Annotated in this window: 25 protein-coding genes; 11 read left to right on the top strand and 14 right to left on the bottom strand. The window is 41.8% G+C overall.

The features are described 5' to 3' along the window. Positions 1 to 14 precede the first annotated feature (14 nt). The 3 genes from PTT44_RS09740 to PTT44_RS09730 all read left to right on the top strand — a co-directional run bounded on the left by PTT44_RS09740 (position 15) and on the right by PTT44_RS09730 (position 4,499). The gene (locus PTT44_RS09740) at positions 15 to 1,250 is read left to right on the top strand and encodes a lipoprotein-releasing ABC transporter permease subunit (RefSeq protein WP_004980646.1); all 1,236 of its coding nucleotides are present in this window, start codon (positions 15 to 17) and stop codon (positions 1,248 to 1,250) included. Further along, positions 1,243 to 1,926, top strand: a complete 684-nt coding sequence (gene lolD, locus PTT44_RS09735; protein WP_062034694.1) for a lipoprotein-releasing ABC transporter ATP-binding protein LolD — start codon at positions 1,243 to 1,245, stop codon at positions 1,924 to 1,926. Before PTT44_RS09740 ends, lolD begins: the two co-directional genes overlap by 8 nt. Positions 1,927 to 2,027: 101 nt before the next feature. Further along, on the top strand, positions 2,028 to 4,499 hold the full coding sequence (locus PTT44_RS09730) for a DNA internalization-related competence protein ComEC/Rec2 (RefSeq protein WP_168159071.1): 2,472 nt from the start codon (positions 2,028 to 2,030) through the stop codon (positions 4,497 to 4,499). Here the strand turns inward: PTT44_RS09730 and PTT44_RS09725 are convergent. Further along, positions 4,399 to 5,388, bottom strand: coding sequence for a lysophospholipid acyltransferase family protein (locus tag PTT44_RS09725; RefSeq protein WP_273795624.1), 990 nt, complete (start codon positions 5,386 to 5,388; stop codon positions 4,399 to 4,401). The genes PTT44_RS09730 and PTT44_RS09725 overlap by 101 nt on opposite strands. A 127-nt stretch (positions 5,389 to 5,515) precedes the next feature. On the opposite strand from PTT44_RS09725, the gene sppA reads away from it, so the two are divergent. Together sppA and PTT44_RS09715 are read left to right on the top strand one after the other, a co-directional pair. Then, on the top strand, positions 5,516 to 6,535 hold the full coding sequence (gene sppA / locus PTT44_RS09720; protein WP_148826360.1) for a signal peptide peptidase SppA: 1,020 nt from the start codon (positions 5,516 to 5,518) through the stop codon (positions 6,533 to 6,535). Next, a complete protein-coding gene (locus PTT44_RS09715) occupies positions 6,532 to 7,332 on the top strand; it encodes an alpha/beta fold hydrolase (RefSeq protein WP_168159069.1) in 801 nt (266 codons plus the stop codon). Before sppA ends, PTT44_RS09715 begins: the two co-directional genes overlap by 4 nt. A 54-nt stretch (positions 7,333 to 7,386) precedes the next feature. Here the strand turns inward: PTT44_RS09715 and purN are convergent, their stop codons facing one another. Together purN and purM are read right to left on the bottom strand one after the other, a co-directional pair. After that, positions 7,387 to 8,016: a phosphoribosylglycinamide formyltransferase gene (gene purN, locus PTT44_RS09710; RefSeq protein ID WP_168159068.1), complete on the bottom strand. Its 630-nt coding sequence runs from the start codon at positions 8,014 to 8,016 to the stop codon at positions 7,387 to 7,389. A gap of 5 nt (positions 8,017 to 8,021) precedes the next feature. Beyond that, the gene (purM, locus tag PTT44_RS09705) at positions 8,022 to 9,092 is read right to left on the bottom strand and encodes a phosphoribosylformylglycinamidine cyclo-ligase (protein ID WP_058869323.1); all 1,071 of its coding nucleotides are present in this window, start codon (positions 9,090 to 9,092) and stop codon (positions 8,022 to 8,024) included. A 132-nt stretch (positions 9,093 to 9,224) separates the two neighbouring features. Here purM and cxpE point away from each other — a divergent pair, with 132 nt between their 5' ends. The 4 genes from cxpE to PTT44_RS09685 all read left to right on the top strand — a co-directional run bounded on the left by cxpE (position 9,225) and on the right by PTT44_RS09685 (position 15,530). Then, on the top strand, positions 9,225 to 10,445 hold the full coding sequence (gene cxpE / locus PTT44_RS09700) for a chloramphenicol efflux transporter CxpE (RefSeq protein WP_168159067.1): 1,221 nt from the start codon (positions 9,225 to 9,227) through the stop codon (positions 10,443 to 10,445). A gap of 15 nt (positions 10,446 to 10,460) precedes the next feature. Then, positions 10,461 to 11,165: a DnaA regulatory inactivator Hda gene (gene hda, locus PTT44_RS09695; protein WP_058869325.1), complete on the top strand. Its 705-nt coding sequence runs from the start codon at positions 10,461 to 10,463 to the stop codon at positions 11,163 to 11,165. Positions 11,166 to 11,287: 122 nt separating this feature from the next. Continuing rightward, positions 11,288 to 13,093, top strand: a complete 1,806-nt coding sequence (rbtA, locus tag PTT44_RS09690; protein ID WP_168159066.1) for a rhombotarget A — start codon at positions 11,288 to 11,290, stop codon at positions 13,091 to 13,093. Positions 13,094 to 13,109: 16 nt separating this feature from the next. Continuing rightward, positions 13,110 to 15,530: a CSLREA domain-containing protein gene (locus PTT44_RS09685; protein WP_168159065.1), complete on the top strand. Its 2,421-nt coding sequence runs from the start codon at positions 13,110 to 13,112 to the stop codon at positions 15,528 to 15,530. A 78-nt stretch (positions 15,531 to 15,608) separates the two neighbouring features. On the opposite strand, the gene PTT44_RS09680 is transcribed toward PTT44_RS09685, so the two are convergent. The 5 genes from PTT44_RS09680 to PTT44_RS09660 all read right to left on the bottom strand — a co-directional run bounded on the left by PTT44_RS09680 (position 15,609) and on the right by PTT44_RS09660 (position 18,896). Beyond that, positions 15,609 to 16,013, bottom strand: a complete 405-nt coding sequence (locus PTT44_RS09680) for a DUF3106 domain-containing protein (protein ID WP_010326404.1) — start codon at positions 16,011 to 16,013, stop codon at positions 15,609 to 15,611. Next, the gene (locus tag PTT44_RS09675; RefSeq protein ID WP_004693889.1) at positions 16,003 to 16,320 is read right to left on the bottom strand and encodes a hypothetical protein; all 318 of its coding nucleotides are present in this window, start codon (positions 16,318 to 16,320) and stop codon (positions 16,003 to 16,005) included. The genes PTT44_RS09680 and PTT44_RS09675 overlap by 11 nt, the downstream gene beginning before the upstream one ends. Then, positions 16,317 to 16,931 (bottom strand): RNA polymerase sigma factor, encoded by a 615-nt coding sequence (locus tag PTT44_RS09670; protein ID WP_004693886.1) that lies wholly within the window; start codon positions 16,929 to 16,931, stop codon positions 16,317 to 16,319. The genes PTT44_RS09675 and PTT44_RS09670 overlap by 4 nt, the downstream gene beginning before the upstream one ends. 161 nt (positions 16,932 to 17,092) lie before the next feature. Continuing rightward, the gene (locus PTT44_RS09665) at positions 17,093 to 17,869 is read right to left on the bottom strand and encodes a TrmH family RNA methyltransferase (protein ID WP_078425975.1); all 777 of its coding nucleotides are present in this window, start codon (positions 17,867 to 17,869) and stop codon (positions 17,093 to 17,095) included. Between the two features lie 52 nt (positions 17,870 to 17,921). Continuing rightward, a complete protein-coding gene (locus PTT44_RS09660) occupies positions 17,922 to 18,896 on the bottom strand; it encodes a class 1 fructose-bisphosphatase (protein ID WP_058952079.1) in 975 nt (324 codons plus the stop codon). Positions 18,897 to 19,077: 181 nt separating this feature from the next. On the opposite strand from PTT44_RS09660, the gene PTT44_RS09655 reads away from it, so the two are divergent. Then, positions 19,078 to 19,278, top strand: coding sequence for an NF038105 family protein (locus tag PTT44_RS09655; RefSeq protein WP_004980614.1), 201 nt, complete (start codon positions 19,078 to 19,080; stop codon positions 19,276 to 19,278). 60 nt (positions 19,279 to 19,338) lie between these two features. On the opposite strand, the gene pal is transcribed toward PTT44_RS09655, so the two are convergent. The 6 genes from pal to ybgC form a co-directional block, all read right to left on the bottom strand. Continuing rightward, the gene (gene pal, locus PTT44_RS09650; protein WP_168159064.1) at positions 19,339 to 19,908 is read right to left on the bottom strand and encodes a peptidoglycan-associated lipoprotein Pal; all 570 of its coding nucleotides are present in this window, start codon (positions 19,906 to 19,908) and stop codon (positions 19,339 to 19,341) included. Between the two features lie 51 nt (positions 19,909 to 19,959). Further along, positions 19,960 to 21,243, bottom strand: a complete 1,284-nt coding sequence (gene tolB, locus PTT44_RS09645; RefSeq protein ID WP_005399723.1) for a Tol-Pal system beta propeller repeat protein TolB — start codon at positions 21,241 to 21,243, stop codon at positions 19,960 to 19,962. Between the two features lie 359 nt (positions 21,244 to 21,602). Next, positions 21,603 to 22,910, bottom strand: a complete 1,308-nt coding sequence (gene tolA / locus PTT44_RS09640; protein WP_168159063.1) for a cell envelope integrity protein TolA — start codon at positions 22,908 to 22,910, stop codon at positions 21,603 to 21,605. Positions 22,911 to 22,913: 3 nt separating this feature from the next. Then, positions 22,914 to 23,366, bottom strand: coding sequence for a protein TolR (tolR, locus tag PTT44_RS09635; RefSeq protein WP_004693872.1), 453 nt, complete (start codon positions 23,364 to 23,366; stop codon positions 22,914 to 22,916). Further along, positions 23,366 to 24,064 carry a protein TolQ gene (tolQ, locus tag PTT44_RS09630; protein WP_004693871.1) on the bottom strand — a complete coding sequence of 233 codons (699 nt, stop codon included), beginning with the start codon at positions 24,062 to 24,064 and terminating at the stop codon, positions 23,366 to 23,368. Before tolQ ends, tolR begins: the two co-directional genes overlap by 1 nt. Before the next feature lie 26 nt (positions 24,065 to 24,090). Next, entirely contained in the window at positions 24,091 to 24,498 is a 408-nt protein-coding gene (gene ybgC / locus PTT44_RS09625) for a tol-pal system-associated acyl-CoA thioesterase (protein WP_004693869.1), read from the bottom strand. A 221-nt stretch (positions 24,499 to 24,719) separates the two neighbouring features. Between ybgC and PTT44_RS09620 the strand changes: the two genes are divergently transcribed. Further along, entirely contained in the window at positions 24,720 to 25,301 is a 582-nt protein-coding gene (locus tag PTT44_RS09620; RefSeq protein ID WP_062034680.1) for a hypothetical protein, read from the top strand. The last annotated feature ends 73 nt before the right edge of the window (positions 25,302 to 25,374 follow it).

The raw sequence follows: 25,374 nt of genomic DNA, 5'->3' as shown, positions 1-25,374 counted from the left end.
TCGGACTAGATGGTATGTTTAAACCAATCTCGCTGTATATAGGGTTGAGATATACTCGCGCACGGCGTAGCAACCACTTTATTTCTTTTATTGCACTGGTTTCGATGATCGGTCTAACACTGGGTGTGGCTGTACTTATTACAGTCTTATCTGTAATGAATGGTTTCGACCGAGAGTTGAAAACACGTGTACTTGGAATGATACCTCAAGCCACTGTTTCTTCAACACAAATTTTAACAGATTGGCCTGAACTTGCAAAAAAAATTGAGACAAAGGAACACGTCACAGGCGTAGCACCGTTTACTCAATTGCAGGGGATGCTTACGGCACAAGGCCAAGTGGCTGGAATTATGGTCACGGGGATCGAACCTCAATATGAAAAAAAGGTTTCGATTATCCAAGACCACATGGTTGAAGGTGGTATTGATAACTTAAAAAAAGGTGAGTTTGGTATTGTTTTAGGCAAACAAATGACCGATGCCTTAGGTTTAGGTTTAAATGATAGTGTGACTTTGGTTTTACCGGAGGCAACACCATCACCAGCGGGTGTGGTACCGCGTTTTAAACGTTTCAAAATTGTGGGCATTTTCAGCATTGGTGCTGAGGTCGATTCGATGATGGGCTACATTGCCTTGAATGATGCATCAACGTTGTTACGCTTACCTGATGGCGCGCAAGGCATTCGCTTGAAATTGGATGATATTTTTGCAGCACCTAAAGTAGCTGATGAAATTGTGATGGATCTGCCAAGTGGTTTTTATGCCTCGAATTGGACCTATACTCACGGCAATTTGTTTAGTGCGATCCAAATGGAAAAGGCTATGGTGAGCTTATTACTCTTCCTGATTGTCTTGGTGGCTGCATTTAATATTGTGTCGTCCTTGGTGATGGTTGTAACCGATAAAAAATCGGATATTGCCATATTACGTACCCTTGGTGCTTCACCTGCAACCATTACCCGTATTTTTATGGTTCAGGGCACGATTATTGGTGTAATTGGTACGGTATCGGGCGCGATTCTCGGCATTGTTTTCGCCTCTGGAATTAGTGGTTTTGTGGGTTGGCTAAACAATGTGATGGGACTGCATCTGTTTGATGCCTACTTTATCAATTACTTACCATCGTATTTAAGATGGCAAGATGTATTAACCATTGTGTCACTGTCTTTAGTCTTAAGTTTCCTTGCAACTATTTATCCTGCAATGCGTGCCGCAAAAATCCAACCTGCGGAGGCATTACGTTATGAGTAAAATTGTTTTAGAAGCGCAAAATATTGAAAAGCATTTTACCGATGGTAAGTCGACTGTTGAGGTGATTAAAGGTCTCTCTCTACAAGTTAAAGCAGGTGAATTTGTCTCGATTGTGGGGTCGAGTGGTTCGGGTAAAAGTACTTTGTTGCATGTCTTGGGTGGTTTAGACCGTCCGAGTTCGGGCCAAGTGTTTTTGCAGGGCAGTCGTTTTGACAGTTTGAATGAAGCTGAGCGTGGTTATTTACGTAACGAACACTTAGGTTTTGTTTACCAGTTTCATCATCTGTTGCCTGAATTTACTGCTTTGGAAAATGTGGCAATGCCATTGATGTTACGTCAAGGCACCAACTTTAAGGATGTACAAAAGCAAGCCGAATATTTACTCGAGCGTGTAGGATTGACGCATCGTTTAACCCATAAACCAGGTGAGCTTTCGGGCGGGGAACGGCAACGGGTTGCATTAGCGCGTGCATTGGTGGCCAAGCCTGCGTTGATGATGGCAGATGAACCAACAGGCAACTTGGATCGGAAAACAGCAAGCAAAATTTTTGAACTGCTGATGGATTTACGTCAGGAGTTCAATATGGCGATGTTGATCGTGACACATGATGAACAACTGGCTCAGTCCGCCGATTCTATTTTGCATATGCAGGATGGTCTTTGGGTCAATGACTAGGCTGAGTGCCGATAAAAATATGAGATAAAGCCACTATCTATTGAAGCCCACTTCGGTGGGCTTTATTATGGCGCCAATAAAAAAAATAACTGAATAAAAGAATGAAATTTTTATATGCTGCTGCTTGGATTGTAGGAATTGCATTGATGGGGCAGACCATCCCCATTCTAAATCACCTTTTTTATCCAGCGCTGATTTTAGTCATCCTACTTTTGCCTTTACAGCTTTTTCTCTTTAAGCACAAACACGCCCTTATTTTGCAGTTTATATGTGGACTGATTTATTCCATGCTGTTTTTAACTGCGGGATATCATTATGCACAATCGGCTTTGCAACAGCGTCTAGCCTATAAAGAAACAAAAGTTGAAGATGCTGAAGTCATTGTTTATATAGCAAAAATTAACCAACTGGGTGCTGAGACCATTCAGCAAGAAATACAGGTCTTGAACCGACATGTGCAACCAGTGCAGTGGTTGGGTTTTCAAAAAAGGATCTCAGATCAACAAGAGGTCTTGGAACTTGGGAAATACTACCGATTGACAGGAGAAATTCGTCCTGCACATAGTTATGCGGTGCAAGGTGTATTCGATGTTGAGCAGTGGTATCTGCAACGTAATCTCATGTCGGGTTTTAAACTCAAGCAAATACAACCCTTGTCTGAGTCAGAAATTTATGCGTTAGGCTATACCCATTATTTAAGAAAACAGCAGGGCGTACTCAATAAAATTCAACTGGGTATAGAACATCAGCGATTAAACATTCGTCATTTTATTTATAGCCAGCCCTTAAGCCATAAGGGCTTAATTCTAGCACTTCTGACTGGGGATGAAAGTTTCTTAGATAAGGAGACGACAGACTTTTTTCAACGTTTTGGCATTAGTCATTTGTTAGCGATTTCTGGGCCACATGTGTTGATCTTTGCCGTGATGCTGTGTTGGCTGTTACAAAAGGTGCTGAATCGTTATTGGCCACAGATTTTTCTAAAAATCCCACGACCTTATGCATTGTTACTGCCATTTTGTTGCTGCGTATTGCTGTATTGTGCCTTTGTCGGTTTTGAGATTCCTGCACTTCGTACTTTACTCAGTTGTTTCTGTTTAAGTGTGTTTATTTGGCTCAGACAGAAAATTTCAGCTTTGACGTTACTCTTATTGAGTGCATCCCTCCTTTTACTGTTTGATCCTTTTTCAATTCTATCAGCTGCCTTTTGGTTGTCCTATGGTGCGTGCTTTGTACTTTTACGCATTTATCAAACCACTATTCGGCTCGATTTGACTCGCCCGCAGTCTTGGCAGAAAAGACTCGTTTTTAGCCTAAAATTTTTGGTTGAGTCGCAGTGGAAAATATTTGTGGCTCTGATGCCTTTGGTGATTATTTTCTTCAAGCAAGTCTCATGGGTGAGCCCAATCAGTAACCTTGTCGCTATTCCACTGATCAGTTTACTGGTTGTACCACTGGAGGTTTTGGCAGCATTTACTTTTTATCTTTTTGAACCGCTGAGCAGCCTTTTGTTTCAGTTGGCAGATTGGGTGCTGGTATTTTTATTGGGCATATTCAATGTGCTGGATGCGCTACTACCGATTAAGTTGTATCCGATTGCGCTCAATACTTGGCAAGTCATTTTACTGATTTTGCTCTTAATCATTGTTTTTATGCCCAAACCGAGTCTACCAAAATCATGGCTGGTGCTAGGTTTGATTCCTTTGTTGGGGTTTAGTAGCCAAAACAGTCCTTTTGAGTTGATCGTACTGGATGTCGGTCAGGGACAAGCCGTGTATATGCAACATGGCCAACAGCATGCCATGATTGACGTTGGTGGCTCTTATGATGAAACGAAGTTTAGTGTTGCTAAGCAAATTATTCAGCCATTTTTATCGAAGCAAGGCGTGAGGAAATTAGATCAGCTAATACTTACACATTTGGATCAAGATCATAGTGGAAGTTATGCCACATTAAAAAATGAGTTGTCGATCAATCAAGTTTACTCTAATCAGCAATTGGATGTGGCAACTACGTCAAACTTTAACTATTGCCAACAAGGTCAGATCTGGCACCGGTCTGAACAAGTGGAAATCAAAATTTTGTCACCGAAAGCCAATCAATTGGCACAAGTGCCATATCAGCAAAATGAGCTATCTTGTGTGGTCTATATACAGGTGAAGGATGTACAGCCTTATCAGTCTTTTCTGATTATGGGCGATGCTGGCTGGCAAACCGAGTTTCAATTATTACAGGATTATCCGGACTTAAAAGTTGATGTATTGGTCTTGGGGCATCATGGCAGTCGACATAGTTCAGCCTATGCGTTTTTAAAACATTATCAACCGAAATTAGCAATTGCCTCAGCAGGGTTCAATAACCGTTATGGACATCCAAGTACAGTAACGCAAACTCGTTTGAAAGCTTTAAATATCCCACTCTTAACAACAGTAGAGCAAGGTAGTATCGGTTTTATTGTGCAGCCTACAGGGCTTATTGAACTGACGACACAACGTCAGAGTCGACAGTGGTTGCAGTCGACTGAATCTGTTGTTCCATACGCAATTGCTCTAAACGCGTCACAGCCTCATTAAAGGGAAGGTTATACAGTGCTCGAATTTTAGGGTTGGCCTTAAAGCGCTTATAGGTCCAATGATAATGCTCAGGATAACGATGGACCAAGTCCTCAATGGCTTGGTGAATGACGAAGGTGCCATCATTGGCTGTACCTTGATAAATACTTTCGCTCATTTCTTCAATGTACATATCAAAGCCATCATCATTACGAATAGCATAAAGTAATAGAGCCTTGGCTTTGGTTTTTTGAATCAGTTTGGCGCTCAGGTTGCTTGAAGCTAAAGGAAAGCCAAAATAAGGAATCATTTCACCGCCTTGTTTTGGGGTATGATCGGGCAGAATTACGGTCGTTCCCCCTTGTTTGAGCGCCTTAAAAATTTGGCGTACCCCTGATTCATCGGTCGGTACAAGGTGAGCGCCTTCACGGCTGCGTGCCTCACGAACAAATAAGTCGGCGCCAGGATCCTTCACGGGCTTGTACATAATGGTCATTTCAGTAAATTGGGCAACATAACTATTCATAATTTCCCATGTGCCAAAATGAGGTACGATTAAGACTAAACCTTTTTTAGCAGCAAGCGCCTCATGTAGCAAATGTTCGCCATGTACTTTTTGGACGCGTTCAATATTTTTCTGATTGCTTGAACCCCAAATACTAAAAAACTCAAAATAGGTGGTCAGTTCATTACGTACTGCTTGCTTCGCAATCACTTCGCGTCGCTCATCACTCAGCTCAGGCAGCGCAATTTTTAAGTTGAGTCTGAGAGCATCATTGTTTTTACTGATTTTTAAAAGATTGACTAAGCCTGCTAAACCCTTAGCAAAAAAACGTGCAAATTTAATAGGTTGTTTGCTTACAAAACGCAGTAAACGATAAGTCGAGTTTTGCTCTTGTGCTTTAGTCATTCTTTAGAGTCAATGGTACATGTGGATAAAAACATAAAATATTATAGGCTAAAATAAACGGTTTCGACAGTTTTCTACAAATCAGTGTATATAATGAGGGCAATTTTATTCAAGTTTGGATTGTTATATGTCCGATTGGCCACCAAAACCAGAAAATGAAACGCCGAAACAACAGCCTGTACATGAACAGCCGACAGGAAACGAATGGAAACTTTTAGAGAAAGCAGTTTTAGCTTCAGTTGAAGAACAACGTCGTGCACGTCGCTGGGGTATCTTTTTCAAATGTCTAACTTTTGCCTACCTTTTGTTTATTCTGATAGCCATGACCAAGAGCTGTTCGACCAGTGGTACTGATGCAACTGCATCTAAACATATTGCTGTAGTTGATATTGTTGGTACCATTGCCGCTGATGAGCAAAGCGTAAACAGTGATGACACGATTAAGTCATTAAAGAAAGCTTTTGAAAATAAACAAAGCCAAGCGGTGGTGCTCAATATTAACTCACCAGGCGGTTCTCCGGTTCAGTCGGATGAAATTTGGCAAGAAATTCAATATTTGAAAAAAGCGCATAGCGATAAAAAATTGTATGCGGTGATTGGTGATACAGGTGCATCAGGTGCTTACTATATCGCATCCGCTGCGGACGAAATCTTGGTAAATCCTTCGAGTTTAGTGGGTTCAATCGGTGTGATTATGCCGAACTATGGGGTGAATGGTCTCATGCAAAAACTGGGTGTTGAAGACCGCACCATGACCTCTGGTCAAAACAAAGCTTTATTGTCAATGACACAACCCGTTAACCCTGCGCAGCGCGCACATGTTCAAGGTGTACTTGATAATGTACACGAGCATTTTATTAATGCTGTGAAACAAGGTCGTGGCAAGAAGTTAAAGTCGAACGATCCTGCACTCTTCTCAGGTCTTTTCTGGACAGGGGATCAGGCGGTAAAACTGGGTATTGCTGATCGTATTGGTAATTTACATACTTTAAAACGTGAACTAAATACCGATAAAGCGATGGATTATACGGTGGTACATAGCCCACTAGATGCTGTATTAGGCCGTTTAGGTGCATCTATGGGAGCTGGTTTTGCATCTTCACTTTCAAATCAAATGCAATCTGAACAGACTACGAAACTCCAATGAAACCTTTAATTCATTTTGCGCACGCCAATGGCGTGCCTTCTAAAGTCTATCAGAAATTATTTGATTTACTGTCAGATCAGTATGATGTGATCTATGTCCCTTTATTAGGGCCAGATAAAAGCTACCCGATTGATAACCATTGGAAAAGCTTAACTCAGCAAGTGATTGACAGTATTGTTCGTCAGGCACAGGGTCGTAAAGTGATTGGTTTGGGACATTCATTAGGATCAGTGTTGACGTTTCAGGCGGCGTTACAGCGTCCTGAGCTATTTCAACAAGTCATCATGATGGACCCACCTTTGATCATGGGCAAAGCCTCATTTGCATTACACTTTGCGAAAATGTTGAAGTTAAAAATGGTTGATACCATGTCACCAGCAGCGCTATCTTTACGGCGTCGTGACCATTGGGAAAGCCGTGAGCAAGCAGCTGAACTTTTACGTCCAAAAGGTTTTTATAAAGACTTTGATTCAGACTGTTTTCAAGCTTATATTGACTATGCTTTAACGGAAGATCGTGTCCGTGGTGGTGTTGAACTTACGATTGCAAAAATGGATGAAGTTCATATCTTCAGAACCAATCCCTCTTTATGGTGGCTGCCTCAGTGCAAACCACAAGTGCCGATGCATTTAATGATTGCTAAAAAAGGTCCTTTTATTGGTCCAGGTTTTCCACAAATAGTGAAAAAGAAATTTGGCATTCCTTATCAAATCGTTGAGGGAAGCCATATGTTTCCTTTGGAGCGACCAGAGGAAACGGTTGCTCTGATTAAGACGCTGATTCAAGAAAATGTTTAATAGTACTTTTCAGTAGCCATAAAAAAAACGCCTCCAAGGAGGCGTTTTTTTATTTTAAAATTTGCAAAACTGAATTGGCTCGTGCATCAGGGTATTGCGGTAGAGAACGCCTTGGTCTGTATGCTGAATCGTTTGTGTACAAATCCACTCTACCACTTGCGGGTAGATGATATGCTCAAGCGTATGGACACGTTGGGCCAAACTATTCACACCATCATGTGAACCAACTTTCAGTACACCTTGTGCCAAAGCTTGACCTGCATCAAGTTCAGCCGTCACATAGTGCACGGTACAGCCATGCAGTTGATCGCCAGTATTTAGTACGCGCTGATGGGTATGCATACCTTTGTAATGCGGTAGAAGAGAAGGGTGAATGTTGATCATTTTCCCTTCCCAAGCACTGACAAATTTCTCACTTAAAATACGCATAAAGCCAGCAAGAACCACTAAGTCCACATTCCAATCAAGCAATTGTTGATGCATGACACCATCAAAGGCTTCACGATGAGGATACTGTTTGTGCTCAATGACTGCTGTTGCAATACCTGCATTTTCAGCACGCTGTAGCGCATAGGCTTCAGGTTTGTTGGAAATCACACCCACAATTTGGCCTGATAGATTGGCATCAATCAAGGCTTGAAGGTTTGATCCACTTCCTGAAACCAGAACAGCAATTTTAATCATATGGCTTAAGCGAATATCACGCGGATTTTTTCGTCTGCGCCTTCAACTGACTCAGCATTGTCAGCGATATGTCCCATAGTGAAAGCTTTTTCACCAAGGCTATTGAGTCGTTCAACTGTTTTATCCGCATCAGCAGCATCAACAACTAAGACCATGCCTACGCCACAGTTGAATGTGCGATACATTTCAAACTGTTCAACACCACCTTCACGTTGAAGAAGTTTAAACAATTCTGGCCATTCCCAAGATGCTTCATTCACAACAGCTTGAGCTCCATTCGGCAATACGCGTGGTAAGTTACCTGGTAAACCACCACCAGTAATGTGCGCCATTGCGTGTACATCAACTTCTTTTAAAAGTTGAAGAATAGGCTTCACGTAAATACGTGTTGGTTCCATTGCAACATCAGCAAGTGGGCGACCATCAACGATTTGCGTCAAGTCAACGTTTTTCACATCTAAAATTTTACGAAGTAGAGAGTAACCGTTTGAGTGAGCACCACTTGATGCAACACCAATTAAAACGTCACCCGCTTTGACTTTAGAGCCATCAATAATTTTGCTTTGCTCAACTACGCCTACACAGAAACCTGCCAAGTCGTAATCTTCGCCTTCATACATGCCAGGCATTTCGGCAGTTTCACCACCAACCAATGCGCAACCTGCAAGTTCACAGCCTGTACCGATACCAGTAACTACGTTTGCAGCCACATCTACATTAAGATGGCCAGTTGCATAGTAGTCAAGGAAGAATAATGGCTCAGCGCCACATACAAGAAGATCGTTTACACACATTGCAACCAAGTCTTGACCAATCGTGTCATGACGGTTCAAATTCAATGCTAAACGTAATTTTGTACCAACACCGTCTGTGCCAGATACGAGAACAGGTTCTTCATAACCTTTAGGGATTTTACAAAGTGCACCGAAGCCACCTAATCCGCCCATTACTTCAGGACGAGTAGTACGCTTCGCGACAGATTTGATACGATCGACTAACGCGTCGCCCGCTTCAATGTCGACACCTGCATCTTTGTAGCTTAAACCAGTGTTTGGGGTAGAAGTTGAGTTGCTCATAATGAAGTCTCCGCATTCGCGGGGCGATTATACCTGAATATACGAAACACATATGTTATTTCTGCGCTAAAATGTTATCTTTACTAAAATATTTTTCTCAATAACGATTAAATCTGACAAAGGCGAGATTGCATGCAAGATCGTACACTTAAACGTATTTTTATTTTGGCAGGAATCGCGCTCATACTCTGGGTGTTGTATCTACTCAAGCCTGTTGTTTTACCTTTTATTGGTGCATTTTTAGTCGCTTATCTGTTTAGTCCACTGGTCGATAAACTGCATAAAATTGGCTTACCACGTTGGTTGTCTATTAGTGCTGTTTTTATCGGTATTGGCGTTGTCATTACATTGGCATTTTGGTATTTGGTTCCACTGGTGTGGGAACAGCTGATGTATGCGAAGAACAGCATTCCTTCAGGTATACATTGGGCAAATTATAAATTCCTCCCTTGGTTATCTGACAGTTTTAATTTGGTCCCAATGGAATTAGATGTTGATCAGATTTCAGCTGCGATTATGGAATATGTACAGACCAACTATAGTGCTGACAGTATTCAGGCTATGATTGCCAAATTGGCTCAGTCTGGACTGAACTTCATTCAGATTGGTGGTACGGTTGTACTGATCCCAATTATTGCATTCTATTTTTTATTAGATTGGGATCGCATGCTGGACAGTTTCCGTCGTCTTATTCCACGGCGATATGAAGAACAGACCTTAGTGATTGTTAAAGAATGCCATAGCGTACTTGGTGCTTTTGTCAAAGGTCAGTTTTTGGTCATGGTGCTCTTGGGTGTGGTCTATGCAATGGGCTTACAGTTGATTGGACTTGAAGTGGGCTTGATTATTGGAATGGTGGCTGGGCTGTGCAGTATCATTCCTTACTTAGGTTTTGCTGTTGGGATTATTGCTGCAGTGATTGCAAGTTTATTCCAGTTTGGTATTGATTGGATGCAATTACTCTTGGTTGGCGTAGTCTTTATGATTGGTCAGGCGGTAGAAGGCTATATTCTACAGCCGTTCTTGTTAGGTGATAAAATTGGTTTGTCTCCAGTTGCTGTAGTATTTGCAGTACTGGCTGGTGCTCAATTGGGTGGTATTTTAGGAATGTTAATTGCATTGCCTGTCGCTGCTGTGATTGTGGTCTTATTAAGACATGCACGTGAGTTTTATGAAAACAGCCCAATGTATAGTACATCTACTTATGTTGTGCAAGATTCATCAGCGGGTTCAATTACGATTGAAACCGATCAAGTCGATGTTGATATTGAACTAAAAAATCAAACGGTAAAAGCTCAGCAAGCATCTGAAAATTCAAGTAAGATTGATCAGATAGACCATAAAGAAATTTAGGATACACAAACCAGCATGCGTCAATTGCAACTAGATATTGAACCCCAACTCGATGCCCGAATCAGTGATTTTTCTGGGCCGGGATGGGGGCATGTTATCGATGCGATTCGTCAGTTACATGCGGGTTTAATGAATCGTTTTTATGTGTATGGTGGTGCAGGTTCTGGGAAAAGTCATTTACTTTCAGCAATTTGTGATTCTTATTTGGATGTGGGTAAAACAGCGATTCAAGTTTCACTACTTGAACTGTTGGATGCGCCAACAGAAGCAATTACTTCTTTAGAGCGTTTTGACCTTGTCGCTTTAGATGACATCGAAGCCATAAGCGGTGTGCCGCATTGGCAGAAAGCGGTTTTTCACTTGATCAACTACAATAATGAAGAAGGCGGCCAATTGGTGTTCTCTTCTCGTGTTGCACCGATTGAATTAAAACTTGAACTACCTGATTTACAATCTCGCCTGACGCAAGCTGTAAGTGTGAAAGTACCAAACGGAAGTTTGTATGCCGATCGTTCTACATTAGTGATGTCGGTTTTATCGCGTCGTGGGATTCATATCGATCAACAGATTATTGATTATTTACTTGCGCATGGGCCGCATCAAACCTCGGTATTATTGCAAAGTTTAGAACAACTAATTCAACTGCTAAAAGGTGAGAAAACCAAACTGAGTAATGCAAATCTCAGACAAATTTATGCGCTAATTGACGAATATCGGTAAATCATAATATTACTTGAGAAATTGTCCGAGCTGTGACAGAGTACGAAAAATTGTTAGATATTGCAGGGATTTTGCAATCTAAGAATAAAAAGAAAAGATAAAATAAAAGCAAGGAGATCGTTATGCTCAAGAAGAGCATAGGTGTAGCTACGCTATTGGTGGCGAGTCATGCCTATTCGGACAATATTAAAGTGACCATCACTGACGATATTGTCAAAAATGACACGGAATGTTCACTTCGCGAAGCTATCGACTATATTAATCAGGGTATGCCTGAGGCGGGTTATTATGGCTGCGGGGGCAAAGATGCGATTTCCACCGTCATGCTTGAGAAAAATAAAACCTATTTGCTAAATACCCATCTTGCGATCAAAAAAGATTTAACACTCAGAACAAGTTATGACAGTTCTGTGGGGGAAGAAACTGTTCAGGGTTTAAGTAATGCCATCTTAAAAATGAATGGTTCTGACAACTTATTAAGGGTTGATAATGCTGAGAATGCTTTAATTCGTGTGTTAGTAAAAGAGGTTACTCTACAGGGCTGTGCGAAAGACTGCGGTGTGAATCAAGGTGGTTTAATTTATAACAATGAATATTTAGGTCTTGAATACGTCAAATTAACAGGTGGTTTTGCAGGGCAAGGGGGTGCGATTTACAATGTCGCAACCTTGCTCGAAGATGGTATCAGTCGTAGTCTAGTTGAAATTCGCTCTACTCTGGTTGAGCAAAACCAAGCGGCACAAGGTGCTATTTTGTATGGGGATGCGCCTTCTTTTCGGATTTATAATTCAGTTTTCAAAGAAAATAAAACAACAGATGGAAGCAGTGCCAATATTTACTCTGTCAATAATGCAGCTGTTAAAGAAGATACAACCTTATCCAGTTTAGCATCACGTCTGGTCAGTAGTACCTTTGTGAAAAATACAGGTTATGTCGTCAATGTCCGAGATGGCATGGCTTTGAATAACTTAACGGTGGTGGGAAACAGTAAAGGGATTTATTTCAATCCATCTACAAACTTGGCTTATCTGGCCAATAGTATAGTTTTAGGGAATGCTGAAAATACCATCACACAAAACTGTGCTGGGGATTTAAGTAAAGCAGTTCTTCAGAACAACTTAGTCACGCAAAGTGACTGTGGCAGTGGTGCGAGTTATTATCCGAATGAGTTTTGGTCTGGCGCTTTGATTGCAGGCAGTGATGTGGTGGGTGAGTGTAAAACCATGTCTGCAGATGCTGACAGTTTATTGTGTCCTTATATTGTTCCCAACCAAAAATTTTTAGGCTATATCCGTCCACGCATTTTAATGAGTCAGATGCATTGGTTAGATTCTCCAATTGTGAACAAGGGTAAAGTGGTTGTAAACACAACGGATTCTTTAATTGGCTGTGAAAATTCAGATCAACGTGGTGTGAATCGAAATACGAATAATACCTTTTGTGACCGTGGTTCAATCGAGATTGAGGTCCCAACGACCATTAGCTTAATTGGTGAAGATCTGATTGCGGGGCAAGTAGCTAAACTTTCAGTTGCAGATCTGCTTGGCGATAGTGATTTACTGTCCAAAACCGAATGTGCAAGCTTGTTCAAATCGGCTAAAGCGCCAAACGGTGAAGAATGGCAGCCGGGTTGTATGCGGGTGCAGCAGACGCAAACGGTATCCAAAGGCAAAGTGGTGATTGATGAACTAGGAAATATTACTTACACGCCAAATGGAGCATGGCATGGTGCTGATATATTCAGGTTACAGCTGGTCACAACCACGACACGTTTTGATGAACATATTCCGTTCGTCGAAGTGAATGTACAAATTGTACAAGAACCGCAAAATCATATGGAAAGTGACAAAATTAAAACCTCTGGGGGAAGCGCGGGTATTCTGAGCTTACTGGGGTTATTTGCTTTAATTTTGCTGCGTCGAAAATAAAAAGAAAAGGGCAAACATGAAACACTTTAAAAAAGGATTATTGAGTGTCATGGTGGTAGCTGCTATGACATTAATGGCTGCAGAAGATAGAACAATTCATGTCAACACATTTGAAGATGAAGATAATGTAAACATGAATCAATGTTCACTCCGTGAGGCAATCAAAACAGCCAGCTTAAATAAGGCTTATGGTGGCTGTAGTGCTGGGAATACGGGTTCAGGTCAAACCGATTATATTCAGTTAGAAGCTGGGACGTATAAACTGAATAAGGAAATTGTTCCCGAGTCTAAAGTGGTGGTTTTTGGGAAAAGCCCATATTTAGATCGTGAAAAAAATCCCATCACTTTTAAGTATCCTGCCCTAGGTGAGTTGACTTCACGGATTGATGCGGGTGGAAAGTCACGTTTATTTAATACCATTACTAAGACCAGTTTGACGCTAGAGAATGTCATTCTAGAAAATGGTTATTCGGCAGATGAAGGCGGTGCTTTACTGGTCGGTGGAGCATTAACCTTAAATAATGTACAAATTCTAAACTCAAAGTCCGATAAAAAAGGTGGAGCACTCTATCTCGTTGGTCCTGGTGAGCATCAGGTGACTGTAAATAATAGTGTATTGCAAGACAACCAAGCGACTGTGGGTAGTGTTCTTGCAATGCAATGCTATGCAGGGCTGTTGGATGTAAAAACGAATATAGAGTTTAGAGCGAATAGTATTATTTCAAATGGTCAGATATCGAATCTAAATACATTTGATTTTTGTGGTAATCCAAAAGTTGCTATGGCGAATAATACGATTGCAAAAAATACTGCGAGTACCGTAAACGGGAGCATTTTGTATGCCGTTAATACCCGAGAGCATAATCTGAGTCTTGAAAGTAATTTATTATTGTCAAATAACACTATTGTAGAAAACAGTGCAGCGAGCGTTTTGGATTATGATGATTTCGGTACGAAGTCGTTGTATTACAATGTACTTGCATATAATGGAAATACATCATGCCGCTATGTCGGTTCTCAGACACTATCCGACAAATATGATGCCGGTGTGACGGCAGGTTACAATGCGTTTGATACTGCAACTAGTCAATGTGAACTGGCAGCAAGTGCACGAATACTCGATGGTACGACAGATACCAATATTGATGTGAAAAATGTGGCTATAGGAAGTCTACTCAGTTCCTTAACTTCGCCATCAAAATATAATTTATTCCGCCCAATGTATTTTCCGAAAGTGAATAGTGGAGGAGTTGATTTACTAGATACCAACAGTAAATTGAGCTGCAATGATAGTGACCAGCGTGGTCTAGACCGTATTGTCGACGGAACATTGATGTTAGCACCTGCGGAAGCTAACAGCTGTGATATTGGATCGGTTGAGTTGCGTCGTTTAGCAGCAGCGGATATTGCTGATTTGAAAAATACCTCGCAGGCAGAACGTCTTCAGGCGTATGAGAATAATATTAAGGAATTGGAAGAATTAATCGCCGATAAAAACACCAATCCAGACTTTTTGATCGAGTTTAATGAAGAGTTAAAGCGTTATAAAGAGCTTTTAGCGGCAACCAAACTACATCAAAAATACCGAGCGATTTATGTCGATCCCTTTCAGTTTGTCTTGCAAGATGAGGCTGTGGTCAACACTGCTGATGGAACGTCGGCTTTAAAAGAAATGAACACTGAGAATTATACCATTACTGAAACTCAGGTATTAGGTGTAGGTGTTCTCAGCGCCAAAGATGGTGTGTTGGATACCTCAAAACTCAGAGCGGATCCAACTTTACGCTGTGAGTGGAAGGATGATTTAAAACAAATCATGATTTACCGCACCGATGGTAAGCCTACAACCAGCACGGAATATGTCTATTGCCAATATAGCGTGAAGAGTAAGGCTACGCAGGCAACATCTTCGGGGATTTTAAAAGCGGAGTTTAGCAATATACAACCGATTGCCAAAACGGATGAATACACCCTGAATTATGGTGGCACTTTAAAACTCAATGTAAATCCACTGGCAAATGATAGTGATGATGGTGATGGGCCGATTAGTACAGTCGCGGCAGAACATCAGCGTCCAGCATTTCACCGTGATGCGAATGGAAAGGATCTTGCTCTTCGTATTGTACGTCAGGATGCAGGCATTAATATTAAGCCAGAACGTACAGGTTCTTGTCCGGGGGAATATGAAAAATATGTATGTTATGGTGGGAATATTGAAGTTGAAGTCCGCAATAATTTCAGTCCATTCCCTTATGAAATTGAATATGTGATCTATGATGCAGAGGCTGAAGAGTCTAAATCTGCGATGATGTATTTTACAAACACTGCTAAAAATACCAATACGGAAGCGAGTGGCGGTGGTGGTGGCTCAATGGGTGGTCTTGGGGTGCTTGGATTGTTGTCATTAGCGTGGTTTAGACAACGACGAAAAATATAAATGTAAGCATAAAAAAATGCCTCACATGAGGCATTTTTTTATGAGCGTTTCTATAGTATTTATATTCGGCTAGGCATCTTAATGTGTAGCAGTGTTGCTATGGATGTACTTGTTGATATATTCATTTCGAATATTCACACGTTCATCTGCATCTGCTTTTTGCATGCGTACACGTAAATCACGTCGTTCTTGGGTGCTCATCTGTTGCCAAGTGTCACGCATTTTTTGCTTTTCTTGCTCAGGTAACTGAGTAAACCAGTCCATACGTTGTTGCAGGGCTGCACTTTGCGCATCGGGCAGTTCTTTAAGGGATTGGTAACGTTGAATCAACGCTCGTTGTTCTTCTTCAGACAACGACTCCCATGTTTCAGACACTTGGGTATCTGCATCTTTAGAAAAAATCCAAAAACGATCAAAACCTGCAAAACTGGTTTGTAAAAAACCTAGCGTGCAAAGTGCGAAAGCGACACGTTTAGCTGCCATGTGGAACAGTGTCCTCACCTAAAACCAATAACATTTCTAAATCTTCAACCATTTGAGGTGAAAGTTTAGGAGTCGAAACCACTTGGTTATGTGGCTTTTCATCAAGGGTTACAGAGTTCGGAAGTACGACAAAGCCAGCAATAGCCGCGGCTAAAGCAAAACCTGACATTTTCCAAAGGCCATAACGTGAGGACTTTTGATCTTGAATGTCATCAAGAACATGTTGCATCACCACGGGTTTGTTTTTGTGGTGTTGCGCGAGCCCATCAAGTTTGGAGGTTACTTGCTTTAAGAAATCATCTTTCATTCGGATGATCCTCCTAGATGTGGATTCAAATGTGCGAGAGCATTGCGTAAGCCTTGAATCGCACGGTGGTAATGAGTTTTAACGCTGCCTTCAGAGCAATTCATGATTTGCGCAGTGGTTGCAGTATCAAAACCTTCCCATGCACGTAACATAAATGCTTGCTGCTGACGAACCGGAAGACCAGCAATGGCTTCTTGAATTTCATCCGCAGTGACAGCTTGACTTAAGAAGTCTGAAGGATTCAGCGCTCTTTCATCGACCACCTCATTGACTTCAAAATCGTCATCATCAAGACTGACTTTTTTAAAGAAAGAAAAGGGTTGTGCTCGACGTGCTTCTTTACGACGCCAATCCTGTAATTTATTGGTTAAAATGGTATAGAACAGGGGATACCATTCTTCTGTAGATCGATCGGAATAAGATTTGTGTAATGAAATAAAAGCTTCTTGCACCAAATCCATGGCGATACCTTGCTGGTTTTGGGTGGCACTTTCCATCATTACTAACGCACGACCAGTCACTTCCTGCATGAAGTTTTTTAGGCGAGACTCTGCTGTACTCTTAAGAGTACTAGAATCCTGCGTTTTAGACTGTTTGGGTGCTAAATCCATAGAGATGGAAAATCCTGTCATCGGATACCCACCATTATTTCCTCGATCATGTGCCTATAACGTTGGAAATAATGGTTTGGTTGACAACACAAGTAATTATTTTTTCTAGTGTAATCTATTTTTTCTGCTGAGCAGACTTTAGTTAATATAACTTAACGATTTTAAAGTCGTTGACGTACCATTTCAAAAAAGCAGATTGAACCCGCAATAGCGACATTGAGAGATTCTTGGCCACCGGGCTGCGGTATGCTCAGTGCTTGAGCATGTGCCAAAGCAAAGTCAGAAACTCCTTGGCCTTCATTGCCTAAGATCCAGACACAAGCTTGTGTTAAATCTTTTTGATATAAACTTTCAGCCTGATGTGAGCTGGTCACATACACTGGAATTTCAAAGCGTTCGAGTACATCTTCGATGGCAACGTTTTCATAGGTGTTGAGTGAGAAGTGTGCACCCATGCCTGCGCGTAATACACGTGGTGACCAGAGTGCTGCAGAACCTTTGGTACAAATAACTTGCTTAATACCTGCTGCAGCAGCAGAGCGCAGTAATGTGCCTACATTGCCTGGATCTTGAATGTTTTCCAAAATCAAGGTATCCAAGCTAAAGTCTACACTTTGGCTTGAACTTGGTAAGTCTACAACTGCCAAGAAGGGCAAAGTGGTTCCTAATGTGCTTAAGTCACGATATAGGCTTTCAGCAATGACAAAAACAGCACCCTCATATTCATCTAGAATATCGCAAATATCAGGGTGTTCGAGTGCATTTTCAGTGGTGAAAATAGAATTGAGTTTCTTCTTTTTTTCAACCCAAGCTAAGCCTAAGTGTGTCCCTTCAAGCACAGTTTGACCTTGCTTTTTACGGTAGCTACTTTGCTCTATTAAACCGCGCAGATGTTTAATCTTTGGGTTGTCTTTTGATTCAAGAAAAACGATTGACATGGGAGAGACTCATGCGCATAACGCTTCAGATGGCTATGCGCATTTAAAAAAATTAGTTGTGGTAGCCGGTCACTAAATCGACTTCGTTTTTAGAACCAATAATCACAGGGACACGTTGGTGTAGGTCAGTTGGTTCGATGTCTAAAATACGAACGCGACCCGTTGTTGATGCACCGCCAGCTTGTTCAATTAGCATACTCATAGGGTTTGCTTCATACATTAAACGCAGGCGACCTGCTTTTTTCGGATCTTTGAGGTCGTATGGATACATGAAAATCCCGCTACGGCAAAGAATACGGTGAATGTCACCCACCATACAAGCCACCCAACGCATATTGAAGTCTTTCTCACGTGGACCTGTTTTACCTGCGAGAAGTTCTTCAATATAACGTTTTACTGGGTTTTCCCAGTGGCGTTGGTTTGATGAGTTAATGGCATATTCTTTGGTATCTGCTGCCACTTGAATATTTTCAGATGTGAGCAAGAATTGTTGAGTTTCTGGGTCAAAGGTAAAGAACACCGTACCTGCGCCGACTGTTAGTGCCAACATGGTTGATGGGCCATAAAGTACATAACCCGCAGCAACTTGTTGGTTGCCTGCTTGCATAAAGTCTTCAGCTTGTGTCACAGCATTTTTTGCAGGCAAGATTGAGAAAATAGTACCCACACACATATTGATGTCGATGTTGCTTGAACCATCAAGAGGGTCAAATAAAACTAAATATTTGCCATTTTCTTGAGCTGGTGTGAATTCATCCAATTCTTCAGACGCTAAACCACCAACTTGTGGGTGGATTTTTAGAGCATCAATCAAATAATCATTTGAAATCACATCCAGTTTTTTCTGTTCTTCACCTTGCACGTTTTCATGCTGCGCGCTACCTAAGACACCAGCTAAAGCACCTTTTTGTAAAGCTTGATCGATGGTTTGGCAAGTAGCAGCAATGGTGCTAATTACTTGTGCCAATTCAGGCGTAAGATTTCCCGTTTGTTGTTCTAAAAATTGGGACAGATTGAGATATGACATAAGGGGGAGGACTCCACTAAAACTTGAATACGTAACAAAATCAACATTGCGCTATATTTTAGTCGAGAACGAGACAAAAGAACAATTAAACTCGACTATTTGCTGCGATTTTACCCTTGCAAGTCTTGTGGAAAGTGCTATGTTGATGGAAGGGATATCAGGTAAAAATAGGAGCACAACAATGACAACGCAAAAATTTGATGCGACTCCAACGCCGAGCGAAGGGATTAACTTAGATGATATTTCAGACGATAGTGTGAAAAAAGCGTGGCAAGACTACGAAGCAAAGGCTGAGTATAAAAAGTTCAATAAACATGACATGATTGAATCTATGCAACATGCTGAAGAATCTGATGAAAATCCTAAGCCTGAACAAGTTTAAGTCATAAAAAAAGCGCTCATTGAAAGGAGCGCTTTTTTTATTTCAGTTGTGATACCAGCATTATTTTAAAAGTGGTGGAACTGCTTCGTAGTTAATTTCTACGCGACGGTTTTCTTTCCATGCATTTTCGTCATGGCCTGCATTGATTGGCATTTCTTTACCGTAACTAACTGCTTCAAGTTGGTTTGGGCTCACACCTGTGGTGATTAAGAAACTTTCAACCGCTTTGGCACGGCGCTCACCCAATGCCATATTGTATTCACGTGTACCGCGCTCATCGGTATGACCTGTTAACGCTACACGCGAATTTGCATTTGCCATTAAGAACTGTGCATGGGCTTGTAGCGTTTGGTAATCATCATTGCTGAGGTCGCTACTGTCATAGTCAAAATGTACAACGCGTTTTGCTAAAAATGCTTTGTTGGCTTCAGTCACGCCTTTTGCTGATGCACCTGCAAGATTTTGTGCATTTAAAGCAGCATCTTCACTTAGACCTTGAGTATTGACTGTGGTTGAGCCATTTGGGTTTTGGCCTGCTTCAATTGTTGCAGCAGGTTTGCGGCTCGCACAACCTGTAGCCACAAGAGCAGTCGCTAAGATTGGAAGGGCTAAAAGTTTGATCGATTTCATTCTTCATCTCCATGAAAATTGATGATTATTAAATGACTAGTCATTAAAAAGTTATTTGGGTGCCCAAGCAGGTTCACGGACTTCACCTTGTTCACTTGGTAAATTCATACGGAAACGGCCATCCAGTGACATGATCGATAACAAACCACGTGAACCTTCACGCGTTGCATACACCACCATCTGCCCATTTGGCGAGAAACTAGGTGACTCATCCAAACTGGTTGGTGTTAAAATATTGGTGACACTTGAGTTTAAATCTTGAATAGCGACTTTATAGTTACTGCCGCTTGGACGGTGGACCAGTGCTAGTTTTTTGCCATCGGCACTGAGCGTACCACGTGCATTGAATGCGCCACGGAAGGTCAGACGGTTATAGCTGCTATTTGCCAAGTCATAACGGTAAATTTGTGCAGAACCACCACGGTCAGAAGTAAAGATAAATGACTTACCATCTGGCGCATAACGCGCTTCAGTATCAATGGCACTGTCGTTGGTCATACGCTGCAGTTGACGGGTTTCCAAGTTCATTTGATAGATTTCTGGGTTGCCATGCATAGAAGCGGTGAACAACATACTTTTCCCATCTGGAGAGAAGCTTGGTGCGCCATTTAGACCACGGAAGCTAGCAAGCTTTTCACGCGCACCTGTGGAAAGGTCTTGGACATAAATTGCAGGGCGTTTGGTTTCAAATGAAACATAAGCAATTTTCTTGGCATCTGGAGTCCAAGCAGGCGATAGAATGGGGTCGCGTGACGTTAAAATTGTACGTGGCTGCTCACCATCAGTATCCGCGATTTGTAGTGTATAGCGTTGTTCCGGTGTAGCTGGATTGCGTAGCACATAAGCAATACGACCGCTAAAGTCTCCTGGAATACCAGTTAATGCTTGATAAATGGCATCACTAATCATGTGTGCAGCAGAACGAACGCGTGATGCTGGAACAGTTAATAATTCATTTAAAAGATATTGTTGTTTTTGGACATCATACAGTTGGTAATGAACCTCGTAGCTACCATTTTCAGTGGTTTTTACTGTTCCTGTAACGACATATGGAACACCAGCTGCTTGCCAGTTGGCTGCGTTCGGATTATTCATGCTGGCTGTTGCAGGTAAATTTTTTGAAGCGCTGGTAAATTTCCCTGAGCGGTTTAAATCCGTTTCAATAATAGGATAGAGACTGCTGTCATTGCTAAAAGGTACGATTGCAATTTTAGGCGCTTCTTCAGGTGCTTTTGCAATTTCTAAATGAAGCTGAGCATGCGCTTGAGTCACTAAGACTGGGCTGAAAGCAGTTAAAATGGCTAGGCTAAGAAGGTGTTTACGCGTCATTTCCATCATTCGTTATTTACTCAAACAAACGGCTTTTATTGTGGGTTTAATTGTTCTACATAATGGCATGATTTTCTAATATTAAAAGCATGAAATTATGACTGATCTGTTATAACACTGTGAAAAATGAGTAAGAATTAAGTCGTTGAAGCGTAAATGCAAAAACGCATAGGTAGATATGTGTGATAAGGAGCAGTAGAGACTCGCTTGTATGGAGTGAAATATCGACTGAAATTAAAGATATTGCACTGATTGTTATTGAAAGCCAAAACAGATTAAACGTATTTAAAATAAGTTATTTGAGTATATAAAAGTACTGAGATTTAGGCTAAAAAAATCCCCCTGACTGTTCAGAGGGATTTGGGTTATTTTGCAGTAAAGGATGAGGTAAAGCTTTGTGCTTGACGGCGCGCTTCTGGATCTGAAGGCATTGGATAGGGTGCAGCAGAACGAACAGCTGCTTCGACGCTGGCTTTCATGTCAGGGTCACTGGAGCTTACGATCACAGAGCGTACAGCGCCACTATCCGAAAGCGTGACACGTGCAGTCGCGGTTTTACCCGTTGAACCTGCTGGGGTATCCCATGCACGCTTAATTTTATTTTCAAAGTCGCGCTTAGCTGTTGAAGCAATTTGCTTTGCTTCAGCTTTCTTTTGCGCGGCTTCTTCGGCAGCTTGTTTTGCAGATGAAGCACGTGCTTCTTCAGCTGCACGTTCTTTTGCTTCAGCATCGGCTTTACGTTTTGCATCAGCGGCGGCTTTGGCTCTTTCGGCATCAGCTTTGGCTTTTGTATCAGCATTTGCCTTAGCTTTATCCGCATCAGCCTTACGTTTCGCATCAGCGTCAGCTTTGGCCTTCGCTGCATCTGCTTTAGCTTTAGCATCGGCATTTGCCTTGGCTTTATCGGCGTCTGCTTTGGCTTTTGCATCAGCGGTGGCTTTTGCTTTGTCCGCATCGGCTTTACGTTTTGCATCAGCGGCAGCCTTGGCTTTATCGGCATCGGCTTTGGCTTTTGCATCAGCCGCAACTTTAGCTTTATTGGCGTCAGTAATTTGTTGCTGCTTTTTAGCGAGATCTGCTTTCTTTTGTGCGTCAAGCTTCGCTTTTTGTACTGCCTCTGCTTTTTTCAATGCTTCTAAGTTTGCTCGGCGTTTGGCGTCTGCTTCGGCTTTCGCCGCTGCATCTGCTTTGGCTTTCTCAGCATTTTTAGCTTGCTCCGCTGCACGGGCAGCAGCACGTTCTTGCTGAGCTTGTAGTTTTTCAGCTTCTGCCTTTGCACGTGCCTGAATCTGCTGCTGTAATTCAGCTTTACGCGCTGCCGTTTCAGCAGCTTTGGCATCCGCTGCTGCTTTTTGAGCGTCGACCTTTGGTACAACGGGTGTTATAGGTGGCGCTGTTAGGATAACAGGTGCAGGCTCTACAGCGGGCGGAGCAGTTTGTGTGATTTCTTTGGCGACATTTTCATGTGCTGTTTCCGTAAACTCTGTTTCTTCAAGCGTAACAGGCTTTAAGTCCTCAGGTTTGATGAGCACAGTTCTAATTTGCTTCGGTGGCTCTGGTGGTTTACTCATACCAAGATAAAGTAAGCCAACAACAGCAATCACATGGACACCAAAGGTAAATCCAAGCGCGATGGCTTTTTGTTTAAACGGTGGCTTTTTAAAATCTTTCATAAATTACTTTAATGGCTCTGTGAGTAATCCAACTTGGCTGAGACCCGCTTCTTGTAGACTGTTCATGAGCGACATGACTTCGCCATAAGAGCGCGACTGTTCACCTTCCACAACAACGGTTAAAGTTTTATTTTCAGCCTGAGCTTGTTGCTGTGCTTCACTTAAAATAGACGTCAATTCAGATAAAGCCAAAGGTTCAGCTGAACTGTGTGTTTTATATTTAAGGAAATAGCGACCTTCTTTATCTAAGCTGACCATTGCAGGTGCATCTTTTGATTCAATGGGGTTGCCATTGGCCTGAGGAAGATCGACATTGATGCCGCTGGTAATCATGGGTGCGGTGACCATAAAAATCACTAATAATACGAGCATGACGTCAATATATGGGACGACGTTCATCTCACTTTTTAGTGGTTTTTTAATGCGCTCGAAGCGCCCTGAACGTTGAATTGCCATTAGTCATGTTCCTTAGTTTCACCCAAAGACTGACGTTGTAATAACGCAACCATTTCTTCTGCAAATAAAGCACGATCGGAGTAAACCGTTTCGCCTTTTCCAGTGTAATGGTTAAATGCCAATACCGCTGGAATCGCTGCAAATAAACCAATCGCTGTAGCAATGAGGGCTTCAGCAATACCGGGTGCAACCGTTGCAAGGGTGACTTGATCTACGTCTGCTAAACCGATGAATGCATTCATGATGCCCCAAACGGTACCAAATAAGCCGACATACGGGGCAACAGAACCAATGCTGGCCAAAGCACCTAAGCCTTGTTCAAGTTGGCTTTGGTCACGACTTAGACCGACGCGTAAAATACGTTCTGTGCCTTCAATGGTTTGTGCTGGGGCAGCATTGCGTTTTTTGAGTTTTAAAAACTCGCCTAAACCTTGATAAAAAATATCCTCAAGGCCGACACGTTTGGAATTAAGTTGCGCATTGTTATACAGCGTATTCAGTTCAGCACCCGACCAAAAAATTTTTTGGAAATGGTCATCGTCTGCCTGTGCTTTTTTATAACTCATGTGTAACTTGGCAATCAGATACCAGCTAAACAGCGAGGCCAAAAGTAAAGCCAGCATTACCAGTTGTACGACTGGGCTTGCTTGTAATATTAGATCTGAAACTTGAAGAGATGATTCGAGTTGAGTTGCCATAGTTACTACATGTGCCAATAATTTTTTTAGTCTTGTCCTAATTCTTTTAGAATCAGTTCGCGGATTTCATCGGGAAGTCGACGTGGTTTCATTTCTGAACTGATACATGCCAATTCGACCTCACCAGATGCAAGCATGATTTCACCACGATAAATATTTTGTTGCAACACAAATGACGTAGCCTTACACGAAACAACACTTGCTGTAACAGTAATTAAATCATCCATTAAAATTGGACGTGAATATTTCACATTAATTTTGTGTACAACGAAGTTATAGTCTTTTTGATGCCAGTAATGATCTACACCAGAAGCTCGTAACCACTCTGTACGGGTACGCTCCATAAAGCGAATATGATTGGCGTGGTAAACAATGCCACCTGCATCAGTATCTTCAATATAGACACGAATGTTGAATTCAAATTTATTCGCCATGAGAGTATTCCGTTTTTCCAGTTGTACGAGTCGATTTAGATTGACTTGGCGCTTTTATATTTAAGGACAGGGTCTTAAAATTGGTGCACGTCAAAGTACTAATGCATCGCAGTTTAGCATTATGAGATTTCACTCCAATGGCACAAGATGTCAAATATTGTGATTCATGACTGTTGGGGGAGTTAAGCGCTGTATGGCTATAAAAATATAAGGATAAGGGAATGAATGGTTATTTTAAGCTGCTGCTTATTTTGGCTGTGGCATTTGCGCTGTGGACATATTGGCTTAAACCTGAGCAAGGAAGCAGAAGTTTAGAGTTATATTCACCGACTGAAAATGTACAGCAAGTTGAAGGCTACACGATTACTTCCTTAGAACCATATGCGGGAGAGTTTCGTGTGTTGGCGCGTGAAAACTATAGGATGGGCCGTGAAGCAGATCTAAGTCCTGTGGATTTTGCTTTGGGTTGGAACGAGATGGCGAAACCTGAAGTCTACAAGCAATTATCCATTACACAAAGTAATCGTTGGTATTATTGGCGTTATGAGAACAATCCACCCATTCCAGTAAATGAGATTGCGTCGAGTAGTGCCAATACGCATTTGATCCCAGCCAATAAAGTTGTTGCACAAAAGCTTGCAGATATTGATGCAGACGACATGGTTTATTTAAAAGGGCAACTGGTTGAAGTTAAGTCGGCTGATGGTTGGACGTGGCGCAGTTCACTGAGTCGGACAGACACAGGAAATGGGGCGTGTGAGTTAATGCTGGTCGAAGAGGTGAGAGAAATTTCTTCTTTATAAATTGTCGAGAGGGGATGTATAGCCAAGGCTTGTGATGGATTCTAGTTTAAAAAAAAGATAATGTTATTTAAAT

It is taken from the genome of Acinetobacter sp. Gutcm_16 (assembly GCF_028649355.1).
GTDB classification, from domain to species: domain Bacteria; phylum Pseudomonadota; class Gammaproteobacteria; order Pseudomonadales; family Moraxellaceae; genus Acinetobacter; species Acinetobacter johnsonii.
The sequence above is the reverse complement of the archived record's forward strand: the minus strand, read 5'-3'. Positions and strand labels throughout refer to the sequence as shown.

What these genes read in the sequence shown, in the direction of transcription:
- PTT44_RS09740 (WP_004980646.1), top strand. Translation starts at nt 15, where the DNA reads ATGTTTAAACCAATCTCGCTGTATATAGGGTTGAGATATACTCGCGCA.
- lolD (WP_062034694.1), top strand. Translation starts at nt 1,243, where the DNA reads ATGAGTAAAATTGTTTTAGAAGCGCAAAATATTGAAAAGCATTTTACC.
- PTT44_RS09730 (WP_168159071.1), top strand. Translation starts at nt 2,028, where the DNA reads ATGAAATTTTTATATGCTGCTGCTTGGATTGTAGGAATTGCATTGATG.
- PTT44_RS09725 (WP_273795624.1), bottom strand. Translation starts at nt 5,388, where the DNA reads ATGACTAAAGCACAAGAGCAAAACTCGACTTATCGTTTACTGCGTTTT.
- sppA (WP_148826360.1), top strand. Translation starts at nt 5,516, where the DNA reads ATGTCCGATTGGCCACCAAAACCAGAAAATGAAACGCCGAAACAACAG.
- PTT44_RS09715 (WP_168159069.1), top strand. Translation starts at nt 6,532, where the DNA reads ATGAAACCTTTAATTCATTTTGCGCACGCCAATGGCGTGCCTTCTAAA.
- purN (WP_168159068.1), bottom strand. Translation starts at nt 8,016, where the DNA reads ATGATTAAAATTGCTGTTCTGGTTTCAGGAAGTGGATCAAACCTTCAA.
- purM (WP_058869323.1), bottom strand. Translation starts at nt 9,092, where the DNA reads ATGAGCAACTCAACTTCTACCCCAAACACTGGTTTAAGCTACAAAGAT.
- cxpE (WP_168159067.1), top strand. Translation starts at nt 9,225, where the DNA reads ATGCAAGATCGTACACTTAAACGTATTTTTATTTTGGCAGGAATCGCG.
- hda (WP_058869325.1), top strand. Translation starts at nt 10,461, where the DNA reads ATGCGTCAATTGCAACTAGATATTGAACCCCAACTCGATGCCCGAATC.
- rbtA (WP_168159066.1), top strand. Translation starts at nt 11,288, where the DNA reads ATGCTCAAGAAGAGCATAGGTGTAGCTACGCTATTGGTGGCGAGTCAT.
- PTT44_RS09685 (WP_168159065.1), top strand. Translation starts at nt 13,110, where the DNA reads ATGAAACACTTTAAAAAAGGATTATTGAGTGTCATGGTGGTAGCTGCT.
- PTT44_RS09680 (WP_010326404.1), bottom strand. Translation starts at nt 16,013, where the DNA reads ATGGCAGCTAAACGTGTCGCTTTCGCACTTTGCACGCTAGGTTTTTTA.
- PTT44_RS09675 (WP_004693889.1), bottom strand. Translation starts at nt 16,320, where the DNA reads ATGAAAGATGATTTCTTAAAGCAAGTAACCTCCAAACTTGATGGGCTC.
- PTT44_RS09670 (WP_004693886.1), bottom strand. Translation starts at nt 16,931, where the DNA reads ATGGATTTAGCACCCAAACAGTCTAAAACGCAGGATTCTAGTACTCTT.
- PTT44_RS09665 (WP_078425975.1), bottom strand. Translation starts at nt 17,869, where the DNA reads ATGTCAATCGTTTTTCTTGAATCAAAAGACAACCCAAAGATTAAACAT.
- PTT44_RS09660 (WP_058952079.1), bottom strand. Translation starts at nt 18,896, where the DNA reads ATGTCATATCTCAATCTGTCCCAATTTTTAGAACAACAAACGGGAAAT.
- PTT44_RS09655 (WP_004980614.1), top strand. Translation starts at nt 19,078, where the DNA reads ATGACAACGCAAAAATTTGATGCGACTCCAACGCCGAGCGAAGGGATT.
- pal (WP_168159064.1), bottom strand. Translation starts at nt 19,908, where the DNA reads ATGAAATCGATCAAACTTTTAGCCCTTCCAATCTTAGCGACTGCTCTT.
- tolB (WP_005399723.1), bottom strand. Translation starts at nt 21,243, where the DNA reads ATGGAAATGACGCGTAAACACCTTCTTAGCCTAGCCATTTTAACTGCT.
- tolA (WP_168159063.1), bottom strand. Translation starts at nt 22,910, where the DNA reads ATGAAAGATTTTAAAAAGCCACCGTTTAAACAAAAAGCCATCGCGCTT.
- tolR (WP_004693872.1), bottom strand. Translation starts at nt 23,366, where the DNA reads ATGGCAATTCAACGTTCAGGGCGCTTCGAGCGCATTAAAAAACCACTA.
- tolQ (WP_004693871.1), bottom strand. Translation starts at nt 24,064, where the DNA reads ATGGCAACTCAACTCGAATCATCTCTTCAAGTTTCAGATCTAATATTA.
- ybgC (WP_004693869.1), bottom strand. Translation starts at nt 24,498, where the DNA reads ATGGCGAATAAATTTGAATTCAACATTCGTGTCTATATTGAAGATACT.
- PTT44_RS09620 (WP_062034680.1), top strand. Translation starts at nt 24,720, where the DNA reads ATGAATGGTTATTTTAAGCTGCTGCTTATTTTGGCTGTGGCATTTGCG.